The sequence below is a fragment of the Nocardia tenerifensis NBRC 101015 genome (assembly GCF_000308715.1).
Classification (GTDB): Bacteria; Actinomycetota; Actinomycetes; order Mycobacteriales; family Mycobacteriaceae; genus Nocardia; species Nocardia tenerifensis.
Genome location: NZ_BAGH01000192.1, coordinates 1 through 16,504, shown reverse-complemented (window position 1 = coordinate 16,504; position 16,504 = coordinate 1). Strand labels below are relative to the sequence as shown.

Genomic DNA, 16,504 nt, shown 5'->3' with positions numbered 1-16,504 from the left:
GCGGGGCCGATTCCCGGCCGCCGCGAACACATTTCAGATCCGGCGCAGGACGAACATCCGGAACCGGCGACCCCCGGACAGCTCGTACTCCATCTCGTAGCCGGGCCAGAACTCGACGGCCAGATCCCAGGCCGGTTTCCGCTCGACGCCGGTGAGCTCGGTGACCGCGACGGTGAACTGCTCGCCCCGGTGCCGCACGGTCGCGGTCCGCGCGGCCCGCAGATTCGCCGACCACACCGGATGTTTCGGACTGCCCCAGTTCGAGCCGAGCACGAGGAAGTCCTCGCCGCGCGGCACATAGAGCAGCGACGTCGTGCGCGGCAGGCCGGTCTTGCGGCCGGCGACGGTGACCTCGATCGAGGGCAGCCCGACCAGATCGAGCACGCCCCGACGGCCGTCGGTCCAGCGCCGAACCGCGCGTTCCGCCGGAATCACGACGGGCGCGGTGCGCATCACCCAGCGCTGCTGGGCCAGCCTGCGTGCGATCGACGGCAGCGGATTCGACACCATGCCAGAATCCTGACATGTCCGCGCGCGCCGACGGCACCGCCGGGCCGGGACCGAGGGGCATGTCACACCGCGACCACGCAAAGACGTTGACAGACAACGCTCCACGATCGACGAAACCGGTCCGGGCCGCCCGCGCGCGGCGGACCATGGACGCTATGGCGGACCCAGCGACCGGCGACACCACACCCGCGAGCCACCAACGGCTGGCGGACATCCGGATCGCCGCGACGGCCGAAGCCGGGAAACACACGCACCTGGTGCGCACCGCCCGCGCCGGACGCCTGCTCAGCGCCGCCATGCTGCCGTGGTTCCTGCTCCGCCCGCCACGGGGCTATGGAGTGATCACCACGACAGGCCGTAAGACCGGGAGAAAGCGGCGCAAGTGTGTCCGCGTGATCCGCCGGGACGACCGCGCCTACCTCGTGCAACTGGTCCCGCCGCACCTCGCGATGACCGCGCCGGCCGCCGCGAGCGGATGGCTGCTCAACATCCGCGCCCACCCGCGCGTGCGAATCCGCCTGCCGGAGGGCACCTTCGAGGGCACGGCCCGCGAGATCACCGACCCGACCGAGTGCGCCATCGCGCGCACGATCCTGTGCGAAACCGTCGTTGCCGCCGACTACGGCGAGTGCGCCCTGCACCTGCGCGGGCGGCCGAGCCGCGCCAAAGCCCAACAGCTGCACCGCTATTGGTTCGACACCGGCCACCCGCTCGTGATCGAGTTCGGGCGCTGACCACACGGCGGTGCGGCCGATCCCGGATCGGCCGCACCGTCCCTCACGCCAGCGCGACCGCCGCGCTCAGCCCCGCGACCGCGATGAACTGCAGCGCGACGCGCGCGTTCACCACGCTGTCCCACTTGTCCTGCAGCGCACGGGCGTTCGGCGGGGTGATGCCCGCCTGCGCGGCGGCGGTCTGCTGCGTGTTCACCGGCTTGGCCACGCGCACATAGATGGCCAGCCAGCTCGCCAGCGCCGCCACCGCGATGCCCGCCGCCACCGCGGCGCCGACGTAGCCACCGACCGCGGCCAGCACGGCGGTCAGCACCGCCGTGACGACACCGCCCGCCCCGACGATCGGCATCCTGCGGTCGCCGTAGTAGTGACCCCACCCCGCCGAGGCAGTGACGGTGGCGTCGTCCAATCGCGCGTACACCGGTCGCGTGATGATGGCGTAGCCGGCGTCGGTGCCGTAGACGACGGCGTTGGCGAGAATCGCCACGATGCCGAGAATCTGGACGACTGTGCTGAACATGAGTGACTCCGTCTGTAGATCTAGCGTTGCTAATCAATCTAGCACAGCTAGACCACACCGCAAGTTCACACCGCTTCGGCGACCCCTTGCTCGATCGGCAGTCCCGCCTCCGACCAGTCCTGAATCCCCGCCCGATACGCGCGCACATTCGTATAGCCCAGCGCGCGCAACTTGACGGCGACGTTCTCACTGTTGCGGCACGCCTCGTTCGAGCAGTACGTGACGATGGCCGCGTCCCGATCCGGAAGCAATTGCCCCGCAACAGATTCCACATCAGACTCGACCAGCACCCGCGCCCCGGGCAGATGCGCCTTCTCGTAGTAGCCGGGCCCGAGCGTGTCGAGCACCGTCACCGAGCCGGCCTCGATCGCGGCGGCGAGCTCTTCGCGGGCGATGACATCGGTCATGTGATTTCCTTCCTCCGAACACAATTTATGTGCGTGTGCACGCTACTATATGCGTGCGGGCGCACACAAGTAGGTAAGCTCGCACCGTGGCACCCACCGACCCCCACCGCCGCGCGGCAGGCAAAGCCTGGTCCGCGCTGCTGCGCGTGCACGCCGAACTCGTGCCGCAACTCGACGCGGACCTGCGCAAGACCGCCGGACTCCCCCTCGCCTGGTACGACGTCCTGCTCGAACTCGACGGCGTCCCACCCCTGCGCATGACCGACCTCGGCGAACGCGTAGTCCTCAGCCGCACCCGAGTCAGCCGCCTGGTCACCGAACTCGAGCACGCCGGACTCGTCACCCGCGAGGCCAACCCCGACGACGGCCGATCCGCCTTCGTCACCATCACCGACGCCGGACGCACCCGCCTGCGCGAAGCCGCCCCGCGCTACCTCGCCGGCATCGAACAACGCTTCGCGGGCAGACTCGACCAGGCCGAACTGCACACCCTCACCGAAACATTGGGCAAAATCCTTGGCCCGACCGACATTTCCTAGGAAAACTCTCAGGGAGACCACTCCACGACGCCGGTAGGTTGGATAACGCGCACATCGGGCGCGACCACCGGAAGGATGCAGTCCCTTGATGATCCGTGCCCTCAGGCCGCTCCACCCCCGACCGACCTGTCCGCACACCCGAAGAGTCGCTTGATGTTCGCGCGCTGGGGAGACTTCGTACACCGCTTCCGCTTCGTCGTCATCGGCCTCGTCGGCGCCGCGCTGCTCGCCCTCGGCGCGTACGGCTCCGACCTGTCCCAGCACCTGAGCTCGAGCGGACTCGACGACCCGACCTCGGAATCGGCCGACGCCGCACGACTGGCCGACGCCGCCTTCGACCGCGACCACCGCTCCGACGTCCTCGTCCTCTACACCGCCCCCGACGGCATATCGCTGGACGATCCGAGCTTCAGCGACAAGATCGTCGACAACCTCAACAGCCTCATCCCCCGCCACCCCGACGAGATCCTCGCGATCAACGGCTCCTACTGGCGCACCGACACCGGCCAGCAGCAACGCAGCGTCTTCGGCAAACCCGAACTCCACCGCGCCTTCGCCTCCATCGCCATCAAGGGCGACACCGACACCGAGATCGTGAACAACTTCCGCAAGGTCGCCGACGCCTTCTATATCCCCGGCATAGACGTCCAGGTCGCCGGCCTACAACCCGTCGCAGTGACACTGACCGACTCACTCGACGAGGACATCCACCTCATGGAGGTCGTCGCCTTCCCCGTCGTGGCCGTGCTGCTGTTCTTCATCTTCGGCGGATTGGTCGCCGCCGCACTGCCGCTGGTCGTCGGCGGGCTCACCGTCCTCGGCGCCAACGGCATCATCCGCGCGTTCACCGAGTTCACCGACGTGAATTCCTTTGTCTCCGGCGTCGTCTCGATGATCGGCGTCGGCCTGGCCATCGACTACGGACTGTTCATCGTCAGCCGATTCCGCGAGGAACTCGCCGAGGGCTACGACACCCCGACCGCCGTGCGCCGCGCCGTGATGACCGCGGGCCGCACCGTGGTGTTCTCCGCGACCATGATCATCGTCAGCCTCGGCGGCCTGCTGCTGTTCCCGCAGGGCTTCCTCCGATCGATGGCCTACGGCTCCATCGCCACGGTCTCCCTCGCCGCACTCACCGCGCTCACGGTCCTGCCCGCGATGCTGAGCATTCTCGGCCCGCGCGTGGACATGCTCGGCATCCAGCGCTTCGGCAACACCAAGACCGCCGAGGAGATCGAGAACGGCTTCTGGGGCCGCTCCACCGGCTGGGTCATGCGCCACCCCACACGCGTCGCCGTGCCGATCTTCATCGGCCTGCTACTGCTCATCATTCCGGTCAAGAACATCGCCTTCGGCGGATTCAGCGAAACGTATCTGCCACCGGACAATCCAACGCGAGTCGCGCAGCAGGAATTCGACAAGACCTTCCCCATTCGCAAAGCCGACCCCGTCCAGCTCGTCTTCATCTCCGAGGACACCATCGCCATCGGCGACGTCCTGAAGCAGGCCAATCGAGCGCCGGGCCTGCTCACCCCGCCCGGCGGAAACGGCCCGTTCAACACGCCCGAATCCTCGTCCGAACGCCACGGCGTCTACCGCACCGAAGCGGCGCTCGCCGTAGAGAACGCCGACAAGACCATCGACTATCTGCGCGCCATCGACCTACCCGACGGCGTGACCATGCTCGTCGGCGGCCAGCCCGCGATCCAAAAGGACTCCATCGACGGCCTTCTGGGCCGCATCCCGTTCATGGTCGCGGTGGTGCTCCTGCTCACCACGGTGCTCATGTTCCTCACCTTCGGCTCCCTGATCCTGCCGATCAAAGCCGCGCTCATGAGCGCGCTGGGCCTCGGCTCCACCCTCGGCACCCTCACCTGGATCTTCGTCGACGGCAACGGGTCCGGCCTGCTCAACTTCACCCCGCAGCCGATCCAGGCCGCGGTCCTCGTGCTGATCATCGCCATCATCTACGGCCTGTCCACCGACTACGAGGTATTCCTGCTGTCGCGCATGGTCGAGGCCCGCGCCAAGGGCGCGAGCACCACCGAGGCCATCCGCACCGGCGCCGCGCACACCGGCCGCATCATCACCGCCGCCGCGCTCATCCTGCTCGTCGTCACCGGCGCGTTCGCCTTCTCCAAACTGGTGATGATGCAGTACATCGCCTACGGCATGATCGCCGCGCTCATCATCGACGCCACCATCCTGCGCATGCTCCTGGTGCCCGCCGTGATGAAACTGCTCGGCGACCGCTGCTGGTGGGCGCCGGCCTGGATGACGCGCCTGCACGAACGCGTCGGGCTCAGCGAACCGATGCTCGCCGACGAACACCGTCGCGACGCATCGGACCTCGTCGGAGCGGGCCGCCGTCCGGGCGGCACCGGTCGATTCCGCTGAGCCCGAATTCGCCCTCAGCGGAATCGCTGACGCCGCACCGACTCCCGAATTAGCGTCCAGCGCGGAAGGGAGGTCGAGCATGCACGCTCCGATCAAATTCTCGATGACCGCCGACGTGATCGAGGTGGGGTCCTGGCCGGACTTCGCCCGCGGCTGCGAGCAGGACGGGTTCGACGCGCTCATGGTGCCCGACCATCCCGGGTCGTTCGCCGCACCGTTCGTCGCGCTCGCCGCCGCCGCGACGGCCACCGAGACGATCCGGCTCGGCACCAATGTGATCAATGCCGGGATGTGGGAGCCGTTCCTGCTCGCGGGTGAGGTCGCCACGCTCGACCTCGTCTCCGGCGGGCGCGCGCTGTTCGGCATCGGCGCCGGGCACACCCCCGCGGAATGGACCATGCAGGGCCGCGCACACCCGTCGGCCGCCCACCGCGTCAGCCGGATGATCGAGGTCACCGACGCCACGCGCCGGTTGCTCGCGGGCGAGACCGTCACCTTCGACGGTGATCACGTCCGGCTTCGCGACGCGGTGCTCACGCGACCGCGGCCCGTACAGGAGCCGGTGCCGGTTCTGGTCGGCGGCAACGGGAATCGCGTGCTGCGCTACGCCGCCGAGACCGCGGACATCGTCGGGTTCTCCGGGCTCGGGCGGACCCTGGCCGACGGACACAATCACGAAACGCGCTGGCGTCTCGATCAGATCGACGCCCAGGTCGAGATCGCGCGGACGGCCGCCGAGAAGGCCGGCCGCGCACCCGCGTTCGAGGCGCTCGTCCAGCATGTGCAGATCACCGACGACGCCGAGGCCGTCTGTGCCCGCTTCGCTGCGGACGCCCCGACCACCAGCGCCGCCGAGTTGCTCACCGCGCCTTATGTATTGATCGGCACGGTCGATGAACTCGTCGCCGAGCTGCGCGGGCACCAGAAGCGTTGGGGCTTCGACCGGTTCGTCATGCGCGCCCCTGCTCGCGCCGCCGGGGCTCAACTGCTCGCTGCGCTGGGTTCATCCGAGAGTTAGTTTCGGGCCGTCGACCCTGCCCCTGCCCCTTCGTCTTGGCTGGTGAGGGGCAGGGTCGGTTTGATTGGGCGAAAGGTGATTCGTGGAAGGTTCTGAGTGGAAAGCTTTATATAGTTAGATGCGCATATCTACGTATCTATATGTTGTTTTCGTTAGGAACGTTCCTTGCCCGCCCTTCAGGCCGCCGGTCACCCGTGCTGCGCCCGCTCCTGAGAGGCAGTCCTCCAAGCAAATTCCCTCTTTTGGATGTTGCCGCACCCCCTACCCGCCGAGAAGCCTCGCCACTCAACCCCTCCCCTTCCCCGAATCCCCTGCCAACGCACCGCCGCGGATCCCACCGAGACGGACATACGACCAGTTACGCTGTCCCCCAGGTTTCATGCCCCGTCGCCCCGTTGAACAGGAGTCCGATGCGAGCACAGCGCCGCCGTCACGTCTTGGCCGTCCTCGCGGCCGCCACCGCGCTCGTCGTCGGGAGCACGGCTACCGGCGAGGCGCGCCCGGAACCGCCGGCCCAGGTCGCGCTGCTGGGCGCGGACTTCCTGTGGGGCGTGGCCGCATCCGGTTACCAGTCGGAAGGCCATGCGCCGGACAGCAACTGGTCTCGATACGTCGCGGAGGGCAAAACCGCTGACACCTACGGCGATTCGATCGACTTCTTCGCGCGGTACCGCTCGGACATCGAGCTCGCGGCGCGGCTCGGTGTGCACGTCTACCGGATCGGCGTCGAGTGGGCCCGCGTGCAGCCGCGGCCCGGCGAATGGGACGAGGACGGACTTCGCTTCTACGACAACGTCATCGCGGCGATCACCGCGGCGGGCATGCGGCCCATGCTCACCCTCGACCACTGGGTGTATCCCGGCTGGGAGGTCGATCGCGGCGGCTGGCGCAACCCGGGCATCGTCGAGGACTGGCTCGCGAACGCCAGGACCATCGTCGACCGCTACGCCGCGGCCGACCCGCTGTGGGTCACCTTCAACGAGCCCACCTTCTACGTCGTCAACGAGCTGCGCAAGGGCGGCATCTCGCCCGCCGACGTGCCTGCCATGCACGAGCGGATCGCCCAGGCGCACAACGCGATCTACGACCACATCCACGCCGTGCAGCCCGGCGCGCTGGTCACGAGCAACGTCGCCTACATCCCGACCGGCGAGGATGTCGTCAACAAACCGCTCATCGACAAGATCCGCGGCCGGCTGGACTACATCGGCATCGACTACTACTACGGCCTCTCCCCCGAGTCCCTGCTGGCGGGGCCGCCCGACTTCGAGAAGCTGTGGACCCAACCGCTCCAGCCGGAGGGCATCTACTACGCCCTCGAGCACTACGCCCGCCAGTTCCCCGGAAAGCCGCTCTACATCGTCGAGAACGGCATGCCCACCGAGAACGGCGCGCCCCGCGCCGACGGCTACACGCGCGCGGACAACCTCCGCGACACCGTCTACTGGCTGCAGCGCGCCAAGGCCGACGGCATGAACCTCATCGGCTACAACTACTGGAGTCTCACCGACAACTACGAGTGGGGTTCGTACACACCGCGTTTCGGCCTCTACACGGTCGACGTGCTGACCGACCCGACGCTCACTCGTAAACCCACCGACGCGGTGCCCGCCTACACCGCCATCACCCAGGCCGGCGGCGTCTCCCCCACCTACCGCCCCACCCGCGCCCCGCAGCCGTGTTCCTTCGTCGACGCCGCCGCCAGCTGCCTCGACCCGGTCACGGTGCCGCGATGACCGCCGAAACCCCGGATCCCACAGCGGTTCTCCGGCGCTGGGCGGACTCCGGCGCGATCTGGCGGGTGCTCTCCCGGCGAGCGGGGCGAGTGACCGTCGGCCTGTACGAGTGCACCGGCGGCCAGGAGGTCGACAGGTTCACCTCCGATGATCCAGCGCTGCTTCGGTTTCTGGGCGATCGGCTGAGTAGCGAAGACTGAGGGCGAAAGTCGCCGCGCCGCAGGGTAGTTCAGGGCCGATAGCCCAGCATGTCCAGTAGGGCGTCGAGTTGGTGGTCGAACAGTTCGTCGCGGTCGGCGAAGCTGTTCTGCCCGTACATGTCGAAGACGTCGGCGCTCACCGCGCCGAACAGGCTAGGCCAGAAGGTCGCCCCGCGCACGAGCAGCCAATCGGGCAGGTCGAGCTGGAACTCGTCGCGGATCCTCGCGAAACTCGTTGCGAGGGGCGCGGATACGCGCGGCTGCGCCGACGGAGCGCGGAGCAGGCCCAACTCGTGGGCGCGAGCGAAGAGGACGAGCATCGCGGTGATCACCCGGATGCCGGGGTCCATGGTCTGCTCGGGCGCGTGGTAGCCGGGGACGGGGGTACCGAAAAGCAGTCCGTAGCGGGCAGGTTCGGCCAGGGCCCAGTGGCGGACGGTGCGACCGAGGACGCGTAGCTGTTCGATGGGGTCTCCCGGGTTCTCGGCGAGCGCGGCGTCGACCGCGTCTCCGAGAGCGTTGTATCCGTCGACGACCAGCAGCGTGAGCAACTCGTCGCGGCTGCCGACGTAGCGGTAGACGGCCGAGGAGACGACGCCCAGATCCCGCGCGACCGCGCGGAGCGAGAGCGCCGCGGCGCCCTGCGTGGCGAGGTGCTCGCGGCCGATGCGCACGATGTCGTTCATGGTCTGAGCCCTTGCTCGGGCGCGCGGGGTGGTCGGCATGCCTCCACGGTGCAGCACAGAGAGAGCGATGTCAACAACAGTGAGCACTGCTCGCAGCAGGTGGACGGCGTCACGACCGCGGCGCGTCACCGGCCGGGGCGGGGCACAAACCGAGGCCACCCGCCCTGTTTCGGCGCACAAGCTACTCGGTAGTAGTGTTAGCCCAGTCACTGGTGACCAGATCGAGGAGCGTCCTATGGATCAGCGAGCAACGGATTTCGACGTGCTCATCGTCGGCTCTGGCTTCGGTGGCAGCGTCACCGCGCTCCGGCTGGTCGAGAAGGGCTACAAGGTCGGCGTCCTCGAGGCGGGCCGGCGATTCGCCGACGACGAGCTGCCGAAGACCAGCTGGGAGCTGAAGAAGTTCCTGTGGGCGCCGAAGCTCGGCTGCTACGGCATCCAGCGCATCCACCTGCTGCGCGACGTGCTGATCCTCGGCGGGGCGGGCGTCGGCGGCGGGTCGCTGAACTACGCGAACACGCTGTACGTGCCGCCGGAGCCGTTCTTCCAGGACGCGCAGTGGCGCGACATCACCGACTGGCACGCCGAACTCGCGCCGTACTACGAACGCGCGCAGAAGATGCTCGGCGTGGTGCGCAACCCGCACATGACCCCGGCCGACGAGGTGTTCAAGCAGGTCGCCGACGACCTCGGCGTCGGCGACACGTTCGTGCAGACCCCGGTGGGCGTGTTCTTCGGCGAACCGGGCAAAACCGTGGCCGACCCGTACTTCGGCGGCGTCGGGCCCGAGCGCACCGGCTGCGTCGAGTGCGGCGACTGCATGGTCGGCTGCAAGTTCGGCGCCAAGAACACGCTCGTGAAGAACTACCTCTACCTCGCGGAAAAGGCGGGGGCGCAAGTCATTCCGCTGACCACGGTCACCGATCTGCGCCCGCACCCGGACGGCACCTGGGACGTGTCGACCACGCGCACCGGCGCGTGGCTGCGCAAGCAGCCCAAGACCTACACCGCCGCGAACGTCGTGCTCGCCGCGGGCACGCGCGGCACCCAGCAGCTGCTGTTCGCCATGCGGGACAAGGGCGCGCTGCCCGAGCTCTCGCCGCGCCTCGGCCAGCTCACCCGCACCAACTCCGAGTCGATCGTCGGCGCGGCGACCAAGACCGTCACGCCCGGCGTCGATTTCACCAAGGGCGTCGCGATCACCTCGTCCATCCACCCCACGCCCGACACCCACATCGAGCCGGTCCGCTACGGCAAGGGCTCCAACGCCATGGGCCTGCTGCAGACGCTGATGGTCGACGGCGGCGGCCGGATCCCGCGCTGGCTGCGCTTCCTCGGCCTCGTGCTGCGCCACCCGATGGACCTGCTGAGCTTCCTGAGCACCAAGGACTGGAGCGAGCGCACCATCATCTCGCTGGTCATGCAGCATCTGGACAACTCGATCACCACCTACACCAAACGCGGGCTGTTCGGCCGCAAGCTGACCAGCAAACAGGGCCACGGCGAACCGAATCCGACCTGGATTCCGGTCGGCAACGACGTGACGCGGCGGGTGGCCACCAAGATCGGCGGCATCGCGGGCGGCAGCTGGGGCGAGATCTTCAATATCCCGCTGACCGCGCACTTCCTCGGCGGCGCGGTGATCGGCGCGGACGCCGAGCACGGCGTGATCGACGGCTACCACCGCGTGTACGGCTACCCCACCCTGAGCGTCGTCGACGGCGCGGCCGTGTCGGCCAACCTCGGCGTCAACCCGTCGCTCACCATCACCGCGCAGGCCGAACGCGCCGCCGCCTACTGGCCGAACAAGGGCGAGGCGGACAACCGTCCGCCGCTCGGCGCCGGATACCAGCAGATCGCCCCGATCGCGCCGGCCAAGCCCGTGGTGCCCGCGAACGCGCCCGCCGCGCTGGTGCTTCCGATCGTGGAGATCAAGAAGACGCAGGCCGCGGGCTGACCGTCTTCCCGCGCCTCGGCGAGACAGCCTGCGGCTCAGCGGGACTCGGGCGGTATGTCTGCCTGAGGCGATCTCAGCCCGCGGCGTGGTACAGCCTGCGGTGCTCGACCCACGGCTCGTGCTGCTCCTCCGTCGGCATCGCAAGCAGCTTTCGCAGCTGGGACCACTGGGTCTCGTCGGCCGGGGTGTAGATCTGCACCCACGCGCCCGCGACGGCGGGCAGAGACATGCTGGTGACGAACATCTCCAGCTCGCCGATCGCCAGGTTCCGGATCTGCTTGATGCGGTTGCTCGGCACCGCCACGTCGTTGCGGGCCCACAGGGTGGCGAATTCGGCGCTGGCCGTGCACATCTCCTGGATGAACTCCTGCCAGCTCGGGTCGTCGAGGTTCTTGGCGTACGCGCCGCGCAGGTAGGCGACCATGCGGCGCAGATCGTCCCAGCTGCTCTTGTAGGTGTTGCAGCATTGCGGCGTGAGGAACACCCGCCGCGCGACATTGCGCTCCCCCACCAGGAATCCGGGGCACAGCGCCTCGTAGGAGTCGTTGAACGCGAGCACGTCGTACCGGGCGCTCAAGACCGCGGCGGGCAGCGGCGAGAGATGGTCGAGGATGGTCTGCATCTCCTCGGGCAGCGCGGTGTTGGAGTGCGGGTTCGGCACGGTGGGTACGTCGGCGAGCCGGTAGAGGTGGCCGCGTTCGGCCTCGTCGAGGGCCAGCGTCCTGGCCACCGCGTCGAGCACCTGCACGCTGACATTGATCGGGCGGCCCTGCTCGAGCCAGGTGTACCAGGTGACGCCGATGCCGGACAGCTGCGCGACCTCTTCCCGCCGCAGCCCCGGCGTGCGGCGGCGCGGGCCGGGCGGCAGACCGACGTCGTCCGGGGAGATCTTGGCGCGGCGCGACTTCAGGAAGGTTCCCAGTTCCGCGCGGCGCGCCTTGCGCACCGCCCGAACATCAAGCACATCGGTCATCCCCTGATCGTGCCCGATCCCGATAGCGGTATCCAGGTGCTGGTAGTACCCGTTTTAGCGAAGCGCTCCGGCGTTCGAGCGCGACCCGAGCGTTCGGGGCGTGCTCTGAAACGAGTTATTCGGTAAGTTGATCACTTGTGCCCAAGTCCCGGATGCTGGAGTTTCCACGCACGGGCCCAACGCTTTTCATACTGGCCGCGAGTGCCGCTCTCTCGGTGATCCTGCTGTTCACCACGGTCGATCCGTGGCTGGACCGGGCGGGGATCCTGGACGGCGGGCTCGATGTGCACGTATATCGGGACGGTGCCTGGCGCATCCTGCACGGACTGCCGCTCTACACCGAGCCGACGATCGCTGGGCTCCTGTATACCTATACCCCGTTCTCCACGATCGCGTTCATCCCGATCGTGGCGATTCCCTGGCTGTACGTGGCCGACACCTGGCTGGTGCTGAACCTGCTCGCGCTCTTCGGCTGTGCCCTGCTGAGCTGGCGCATCCTCGGCTACCGGATCAACGGTCAGCTCGTCGCCGTCAGCGCCCTGCTCGCGCTCACCTGCGCGTTCATCGAGCCGGTCCGCACGACGCTGTTCTACGGGCAGATCAATCTGATGCTGATGCTGCTCGTGCTGTGGGACTTCTCGCGCGCGGACCGGAGCAGGCTGCGCGGCGTCGGGGTCGGGCTCGCGGCGGGCATCAAACTGGTCCCGGCGTATTTCGTCGTGCAGTTTCTCGCGCTGCGCCAGTGGCGCTCGGCGTGCACCGCGGTGGCGACCTTCCTCGCGTCGATCGTGCTGGCCTGGATCGTGCTGCCCGCCGACTCCCGGCAGTACTGGACTTCGACGTTCTTCCAGTCGAATCGGATCGCCGACGACATGCACCCGTCCAATCAGTCCATCCGCGGGGTCATCGCGCACCTGACGCACCGGCCCGCGCCGGTGTGGCTGTGGCTGCTCATCGCGGGTGCCGTCGCCTTGGTCAGTCTGGCGATCACTGTGGGTCTGTTCCGGCGCGGCGAGCGGCTGCTCGCGGTGAGCCTGGCGGGGCTCACCGCCTGCGCGGTGTCGCCGTTCTCCTGGGACCACCACTGGGTGTGGTTCGTTCCGCTGTTCGTGTACCTGGTGCATCGGGCGCAGTCGCGGTGGGGGTGGTGGCTGCTCATCGCGGCGCTCTACGCCTCGATCGGCGCGTGGACGTGGGAGTATGACCCGAAATTCGTGGTGGTCGGGCTGTTCCTGTTCCCGCCGTGGTGGCCGGGCGCGCAGATTCTGATCAACAGCTTCGTCATCGTGTACGCCGTCGTGCTCGCGGGTGCGGGACTGGTTCTGTATCGCCTGCGCCGGGCGGGCGTGGCGACCGTCGAAGACGCGCGGGCGGCGGTATGAGCCTGTCACCCGAGGCGGTGCTCGAGGAGTTCGCCGCGCGGGTCCGGCCGGTTGCCGAGGTCGTCGCGCTGCTGGTCGGCGGTTCGCTGGCCACGGGCGACTTCCAGCCGGGGGTAAGCGATTTCGACCTTGTGGCGTTGATCGAACGGCCGCTGACCAAAGAGCGGCGGCGACAGGTGGAGCGACTCCATCGGGAGTTCATCGCGCGCCGGTCCGAGGCCGCCAAGCTGCATTGCGTCTATGTGCCGGTGGACGATCTCGACGACGTCACGGTTCCGCACGTCACGTGGGCGGCACGGATGTTGTTCGAGCGCCCGCTCACCGGGATCGCGCGCGCGGAGTTGCAGCGCTTCGGGTTCAGCGTGTTCGGGCAGTCGCCGCAGGAGGCGCTGCCGCCGGTCACCGCGGCGGAGCTGCGCGAGGCGGTCCGCGACGACCTGCGCCGCTACTGGGTGCCCGCGCTGCGGCGTCCGATGATCTGGTTCCAAGATTTGTACGTCGACCTGAGCCTGTTCACCCTCGCCCGCGCCGAGGTCACGCTGACGAACGACGAGCTGATCACCAAGCGGGAGGCGCTGTCTCGGTTGGAACGTTTCCACGTGCCCGCCGACCTGATCGATGAGATACGACAGCGGCGGGAAGGGCAGACCGTGCCCGTCTCGCCACTGTCGCGGGTGCGCCGGGCGTGGACCGTGCACCGGCTCGTCTCGCGCGGACTTCGAGTTCTGTTGCGTCCCTGAGGAACTCAGAGCAGTTTCAGCAGTCGCAGGTCGCTGACGTACTTTTCGATCAACGCCGCCGACAGATGGGGAATGTCGTGCTCGCCACCGACATTCGCGGTCTGCACCGCCGCCTGGAACTTCTTCGCGGGCAGCGGCGAGCCGGGGATGGGCGGACGCTGGACGCGGTAGGCCCGCAGCAGCGGCAGGACCGAGGCCTGGCGCTGCGCCTCGGGCAGGGCGCGGATGGCGGTCTCGAATCGGTGGAACCAGTCGTCGTAGTCGGCGATGCGCTGGATGGGCACGCCGGACTCGATGAGCCAGTCCACGAAGACATCCAAGGAAACGCCGTCGTCGTGCGGGTTCAGCACATCGTAGGTGTGGAAGTCCCCGACGGCCTTGCCGCCGAGCGTGGTGATCGCCGCGGCGGTGAAATCGGCTGGTAGACCTTCGTAGTGGGCGCGCCTGCGCTTGCCCGCCGCATCGGTGACGTAGAACGAGTACGGCGCGACACCGGTAGCGACCAGGCTGAGCACCAGGCGGGTGAACATGTCCTGGACATTGAGCTGGCCCGCGTACTTACTGTGCGCGAGAATCATGTCCGAGCGGAACACCGCGACCGGCAGCCCGCACAGGTCGTGCGCCTCGCGCAGCAGGACCTCTCCGGCCCATTTGCTGTTTCCGTAGCCGTTGGCGTATCCCTCGTTCACGGCGCGGACCGCGCTCATCTCCCGAACATCGCTGTCCTCCTGGAACACCGACGGGTCGACCTGGTCCGCGACCGCGACGGTGGACAGGTAGGTGACCGGCTTGCGCCGCGCGGTGATCGCCAGCCGGATGATCTCGGCCGTGCCGACCACGTTGGGGCCGAACAGCTGTCCGTAGGGCAGCACGTGATTGACCAGGGCCGCGGCGTGCACGATCAGGTCGACGGTCTCGGCCAGCCGTCGCCAAGTGGGTTCGTCCACACCGAGGTTCGGGTCGCCGATATCGCCGGCGAGCACCTCTAGGCGCCGCTCGGCCAGGTCTCGGTAGTGCGCGAGCAGCTCGGGATCGCCGCTGTCGAACGCCGCGTCGAGCCGTCGGCGCGCGGCGGCCGCGTCGCTCCCGCGCACGACGCAGATCAGGGTGCCGCCCGTCTGCTCGAGGCGTTCGAGCCACTCCAGGCACAGGAAGCGGCCGAGGTATCCGTTCGCGCCGGTCAACAGGACCGTCCGCGCCGGTGCGGGCGCGGCGGGAATCGTGGTGGCGGCGGCCAGGGTTCGGGCGTCGATGAACTTGTCGAGGGTGAGCTCGGCGGCGCTGATCCGCGCGCCGCCGCCGTGCACCGAGGAATACGTCGGCCGTTTCGCGCCCGAATCACGCTCCGCCTCGATGTATTTCGCTATCTCGCCGAGGGTGTTGGCGGGGCTGATGATGACGCCGACCGGCACCTCGACGCCGAAGGCGTCGGTGAGCAGGTTCGAGAACGACAGCGCCGACAGGGAATCGCCGCCGAGATCGGTGAAGTGCGCGTCCGGCCGCAGGTCGGCGGCGGCGATGCCGAGCAACGCGCGCGCGGCGTCACCGACCGTGTCGAGCACCGGGCGTTCGGCGGCCGCGCGCCGCAGCGCCACCAGCTCGTCGCTCTGGCGGGCGGCGTGCTCGGCGTAGATCTGCTCGAGCCGAGCGCCGTAGCGCTGCTTCAGCTTGGGGCGCAACAGCTTCGAGATGCCCGACAGCAGGCCGTTGGCCACGGTGAACGGCTCGGGCTCGATCACGAAATCGCGTGGGATCTCATAGGATTGCAGATCCGCGGCTTTGGCCAGCTCCTGAATGGACTCGGCCAGCGCCGTTTTCAGCGTTTCCGGGTCGTGCTCGCGCAGCGCGGCCTCGGTGGGCACGATCACCGCGAGCAGATAGGCGCGCTCGCTGCTGCCGTAGACGAAGATCTGCCGGATCAGCGGGCTGGTGGCGTACACCGCCTCCAGGTTGGCGACCGTGACGAACTCGCCCTGCGACAGCTTGAGCACGTTGTTGCGGCGGTCGACGTACACGAGTTCGTCGGGGCCGAGCTCGGCGACGATATCGCCGGTCTTGTAGAAGCCGTCCTCGTCGAAGACCTCGGCGGTGATCTCTGGTCGCTTGAAGTACCCTGGGATCTGCGTCACCGCCTTCACCAGCAGCTCACCGCGCGGATGCGGCTGATCGGTGCGGAAGTAGCCGAGTTCGGGCACGTCGACGAGCTTGTAGTCGGTCACCGGCGGGCGCTGGATCCGGTTGTCCATCAGGATGCGCGCGCCCGCCTCGGTCGAGCCGTACCCGTCGTGCAGCCGCACATCGAGGACGGACTCCATGAACGCGCGCATCTCCGCGGACACCGGCGCGCTGCCGACGATCGCGCCGAGGAAGCGGCCGCCCAGAAATTGTTCCCGCAGTTCGGCTTTCACCTCCCGGTCGAGCGCGGCCGGGTCGGCGTCCGCGCCCGAGCGCCGGTCCATCTCGCTGCGGTAGCGCTGAAAGATCATGTCGCACACGCGCGGAACGAAGAAGATCTCGGTGGGACGCGCCAGCGCGATGTCCTCGAACAGCGTCGACATGTCGCTCTTGGCCGCGAAATACGCGGTGCCGCCGCGGGCCAGCACGCCGATGAACGACAACCGCCCCGCGATGTGACTCATCGGCATGTAGTTGAGGTTGATCCCGACGCCGGGCGGGGTGCCCTGCCACATGGCCCGCGCCAGGTG

Annotated in this window: 15 protein-coding genes; 9 read left to right on the top strand and 6 right to left on the bottom strand. The window is 68.3% G+C overall.

Translation table 11 applies throughout. The features are described 5' to 3' along the window. Positions 1-33: 33 nt before the first annotated feature. A complete protein-coding gene (locus tag ON39_RS16080) occupies positions 34-510 on the bottom strand; it encodes a nitroreductase family deazaflavin-dependent oxidoreductase (protein ID WP_040734935.1) in 477 nt (158 codons plus the stop codon). Between the two features lie 155 nt (positions 511-665). Here ON39_RS16080 and ON39_RS16075 point away from each other — a divergent pair, with 155 nt between their 5' ends. Continuing rightward, on the top strand, positions 666-1,244 hold the full coding sequence (locus ON39_RS16075; RefSeq protein WP_083894491.1) for a nitroreductase family deazaflavin-dependent oxidoreductase: 579 nt from the start codon (positions 666-668) through the stop codon (positions 1,242-1,244). 43 nt (positions 1,245-1,287) lie between these two features. On the opposite strand, the gene ON39_RS16070 is transcribed toward ON39_RS16075, so the two are convergent. After that, entirely contained in the window at positions 1,288-1,764 is a 477-nt protein-coding gene (locus ON39_RS16070) for a hypothetical protein (RefSeq protein WP_040734933.1), read from the bottom strand. Between the two features lie 65 nt (positions 1,765-1,829). Then, positions 1,830-2,171, bottom strand: a complete 342-nt coding sequence (locus ON39_RS16065; protein ID WP_040734931.1) for a rhodanese-like domain-containing protein — start codon at positions 2,169-2,171, stop codon at positions 1,830-1,832. 86 nt (positions 2,172-2,257) lie between these two features. Between ON39_RS16065 and ON39_RS16060 the strand changes: the two genes are divergently transcribed. The 5 genes from ON39_RS16060 (at position 2,258) to ON39_RS16040 (ending at position 8,061) form a co-directional block, all read left to right on the top strand. Then, positions 2,258-2,710, top strand: coding sequence for a MarR family winged helix-turn-helix transcriptional regulator (locus ON39_RS16060; RefSeq protein WP_040734929.1), 453 nt, complete (start codon positions 2,258-2,260; stop codon positions 2,708-2,710). Between the two features lie 153 nt (positions 2,711-2,863). Next, the gene (locus tag ON39_RS16055) at positions 2,864-5,107 is read left to right on the top strand and encodes an MMPL family transporter (protein WP_040734928.1); all 2,244 of its coding nucleotides are present in this window, start codon (positions 2,864-2,866) and stop codon (positions 5,105-5,107) included. A gap of 79 nt (positions 5,108-5,186) precedes the next feature. Further along, a complete protein-coding gene (locus tag ON39_RS16050) occupies positions 5,187-6,125 on the top strand; it encodes a TIGR03621 family F420-dependent LLM class oxidoreductase (protein ID WP_040734926.1) in 939 nt (312 codons plus the stop codon). A gap of 410 nt (positions 6,126-6,535) precedes the next feature. Further along, the gene (locus tag ON39_RS16045) at positions 6,536-7,861 is read left to right on the top strand and encodes a family 1 glycosylhydrolase (protein ID WP_040734924.1); all 1,326 of its coding nucleotides are present in this window, start codon (positions 6,536-6,538) and stop codon (positions 7,859-7,861) included. Then, positions 7,858-8,061, top strand: a complete 204-nt coding sequence (locus ON39_RS16040) for a hypothetical protein (protein ID WP_040734923.1) — start codon at positions 7,858-7,860, stop codon at positions 8,059-8,061. Before ON39_RS16045 ends, ON39_RS16040 begins: the two co-directional genes overlap by 4 nt. A gap of 29 nt (positions 8,062-8,090) precedes the next feature. Here the strand turns inward: ON39_RS16040 and ON39_RS16035 are convergent, their stop codons facing one another. Further along, positions 8,091-8,786, bottom strand: a complete 696-nt coding sequence (locus ON39_RS16035) for a TetR/AcrR family transcriptional regulator (RefSeq protein ID WP_040734921.1) — start codon at positions 8,784-8,786, stop codon at positions 8,091-8,093. Positions 8,787-8,982: 196 nt separating this feature from the next. On the opposite strand from ON39_RS16035, the gene ON39_RS16030 reads away from it, so the two are divergent. Beyond that, positions 8,983-10,704, top strand: coding sequence for an FAD-dependent oxidoreductase (locus tag ON39_RS16030; protein ID WP_040734920.1), 1,722 nt, complete (start codon positions 8,983-8,985; stop codon positions 10,702-10,704). Between the two features lie 73 nt (positions 10,705-10,777). On the opposite strand, the gene ON39_RS16025 is transcribed toward ON39_RS16030, so the two are convergent. Then, the gene (locus tag ON39_RS16025) at positions 10,778-11,677 is read right to left on the bottom strand and encodes a helix-turn-helix transcriptional regulator (protein ID WP_040734918.1); all 900 of its coding nucleotides are present in this window, start codon (positions 11,675-11,677) and stop codon (positions 10,778-10,780) included. A gap of 215 nt (positions 11,678-11,892) precedes the next feature. Between ON39_RS16025 and ON39_RS16020 the strand changes: the two genes are divergently transcribed. Further along, positions 11,893-13,059: a glycosyltransferase 87 family protein gene (locus ON39_RS16020; protein WP_083894490.1), complete on the top strand. Its 1,167-nt coding sequence runs from the start codon at positions 11,893-11,895 to the stop codon at positions 13,057-13,059. Next, positions 13,056-13,799 carry a nucleotidyltransferase domain-containing protein gene (locus ON39_RS16015; RefSeq protein ID WP_040734916.1) on the top strand — a complete coding sequence of 248 codons (744 nt, stop codon included), beginning with the start codon at positions 13,056-13,058 and terminating at the stop codon, positions 13,797-13,799. The genes ON39_RS16020 and ON39_RS16015 overlap by 4 nt, the downstream gene beginning before the upstream one ends. A gap of 5 nt (positions 13,800-13,804) precedes the next feature. Here the strand turns inward: ON39_RS16015 and car are convergent. Then, the coding region (gene car / locus ON39_RS16010; protein ID WP_051186691.1) for a carboxylic acid reductase at positions 13,805-16,504 on the bottom strand (2,700 nt) is incomplete at its 5' end.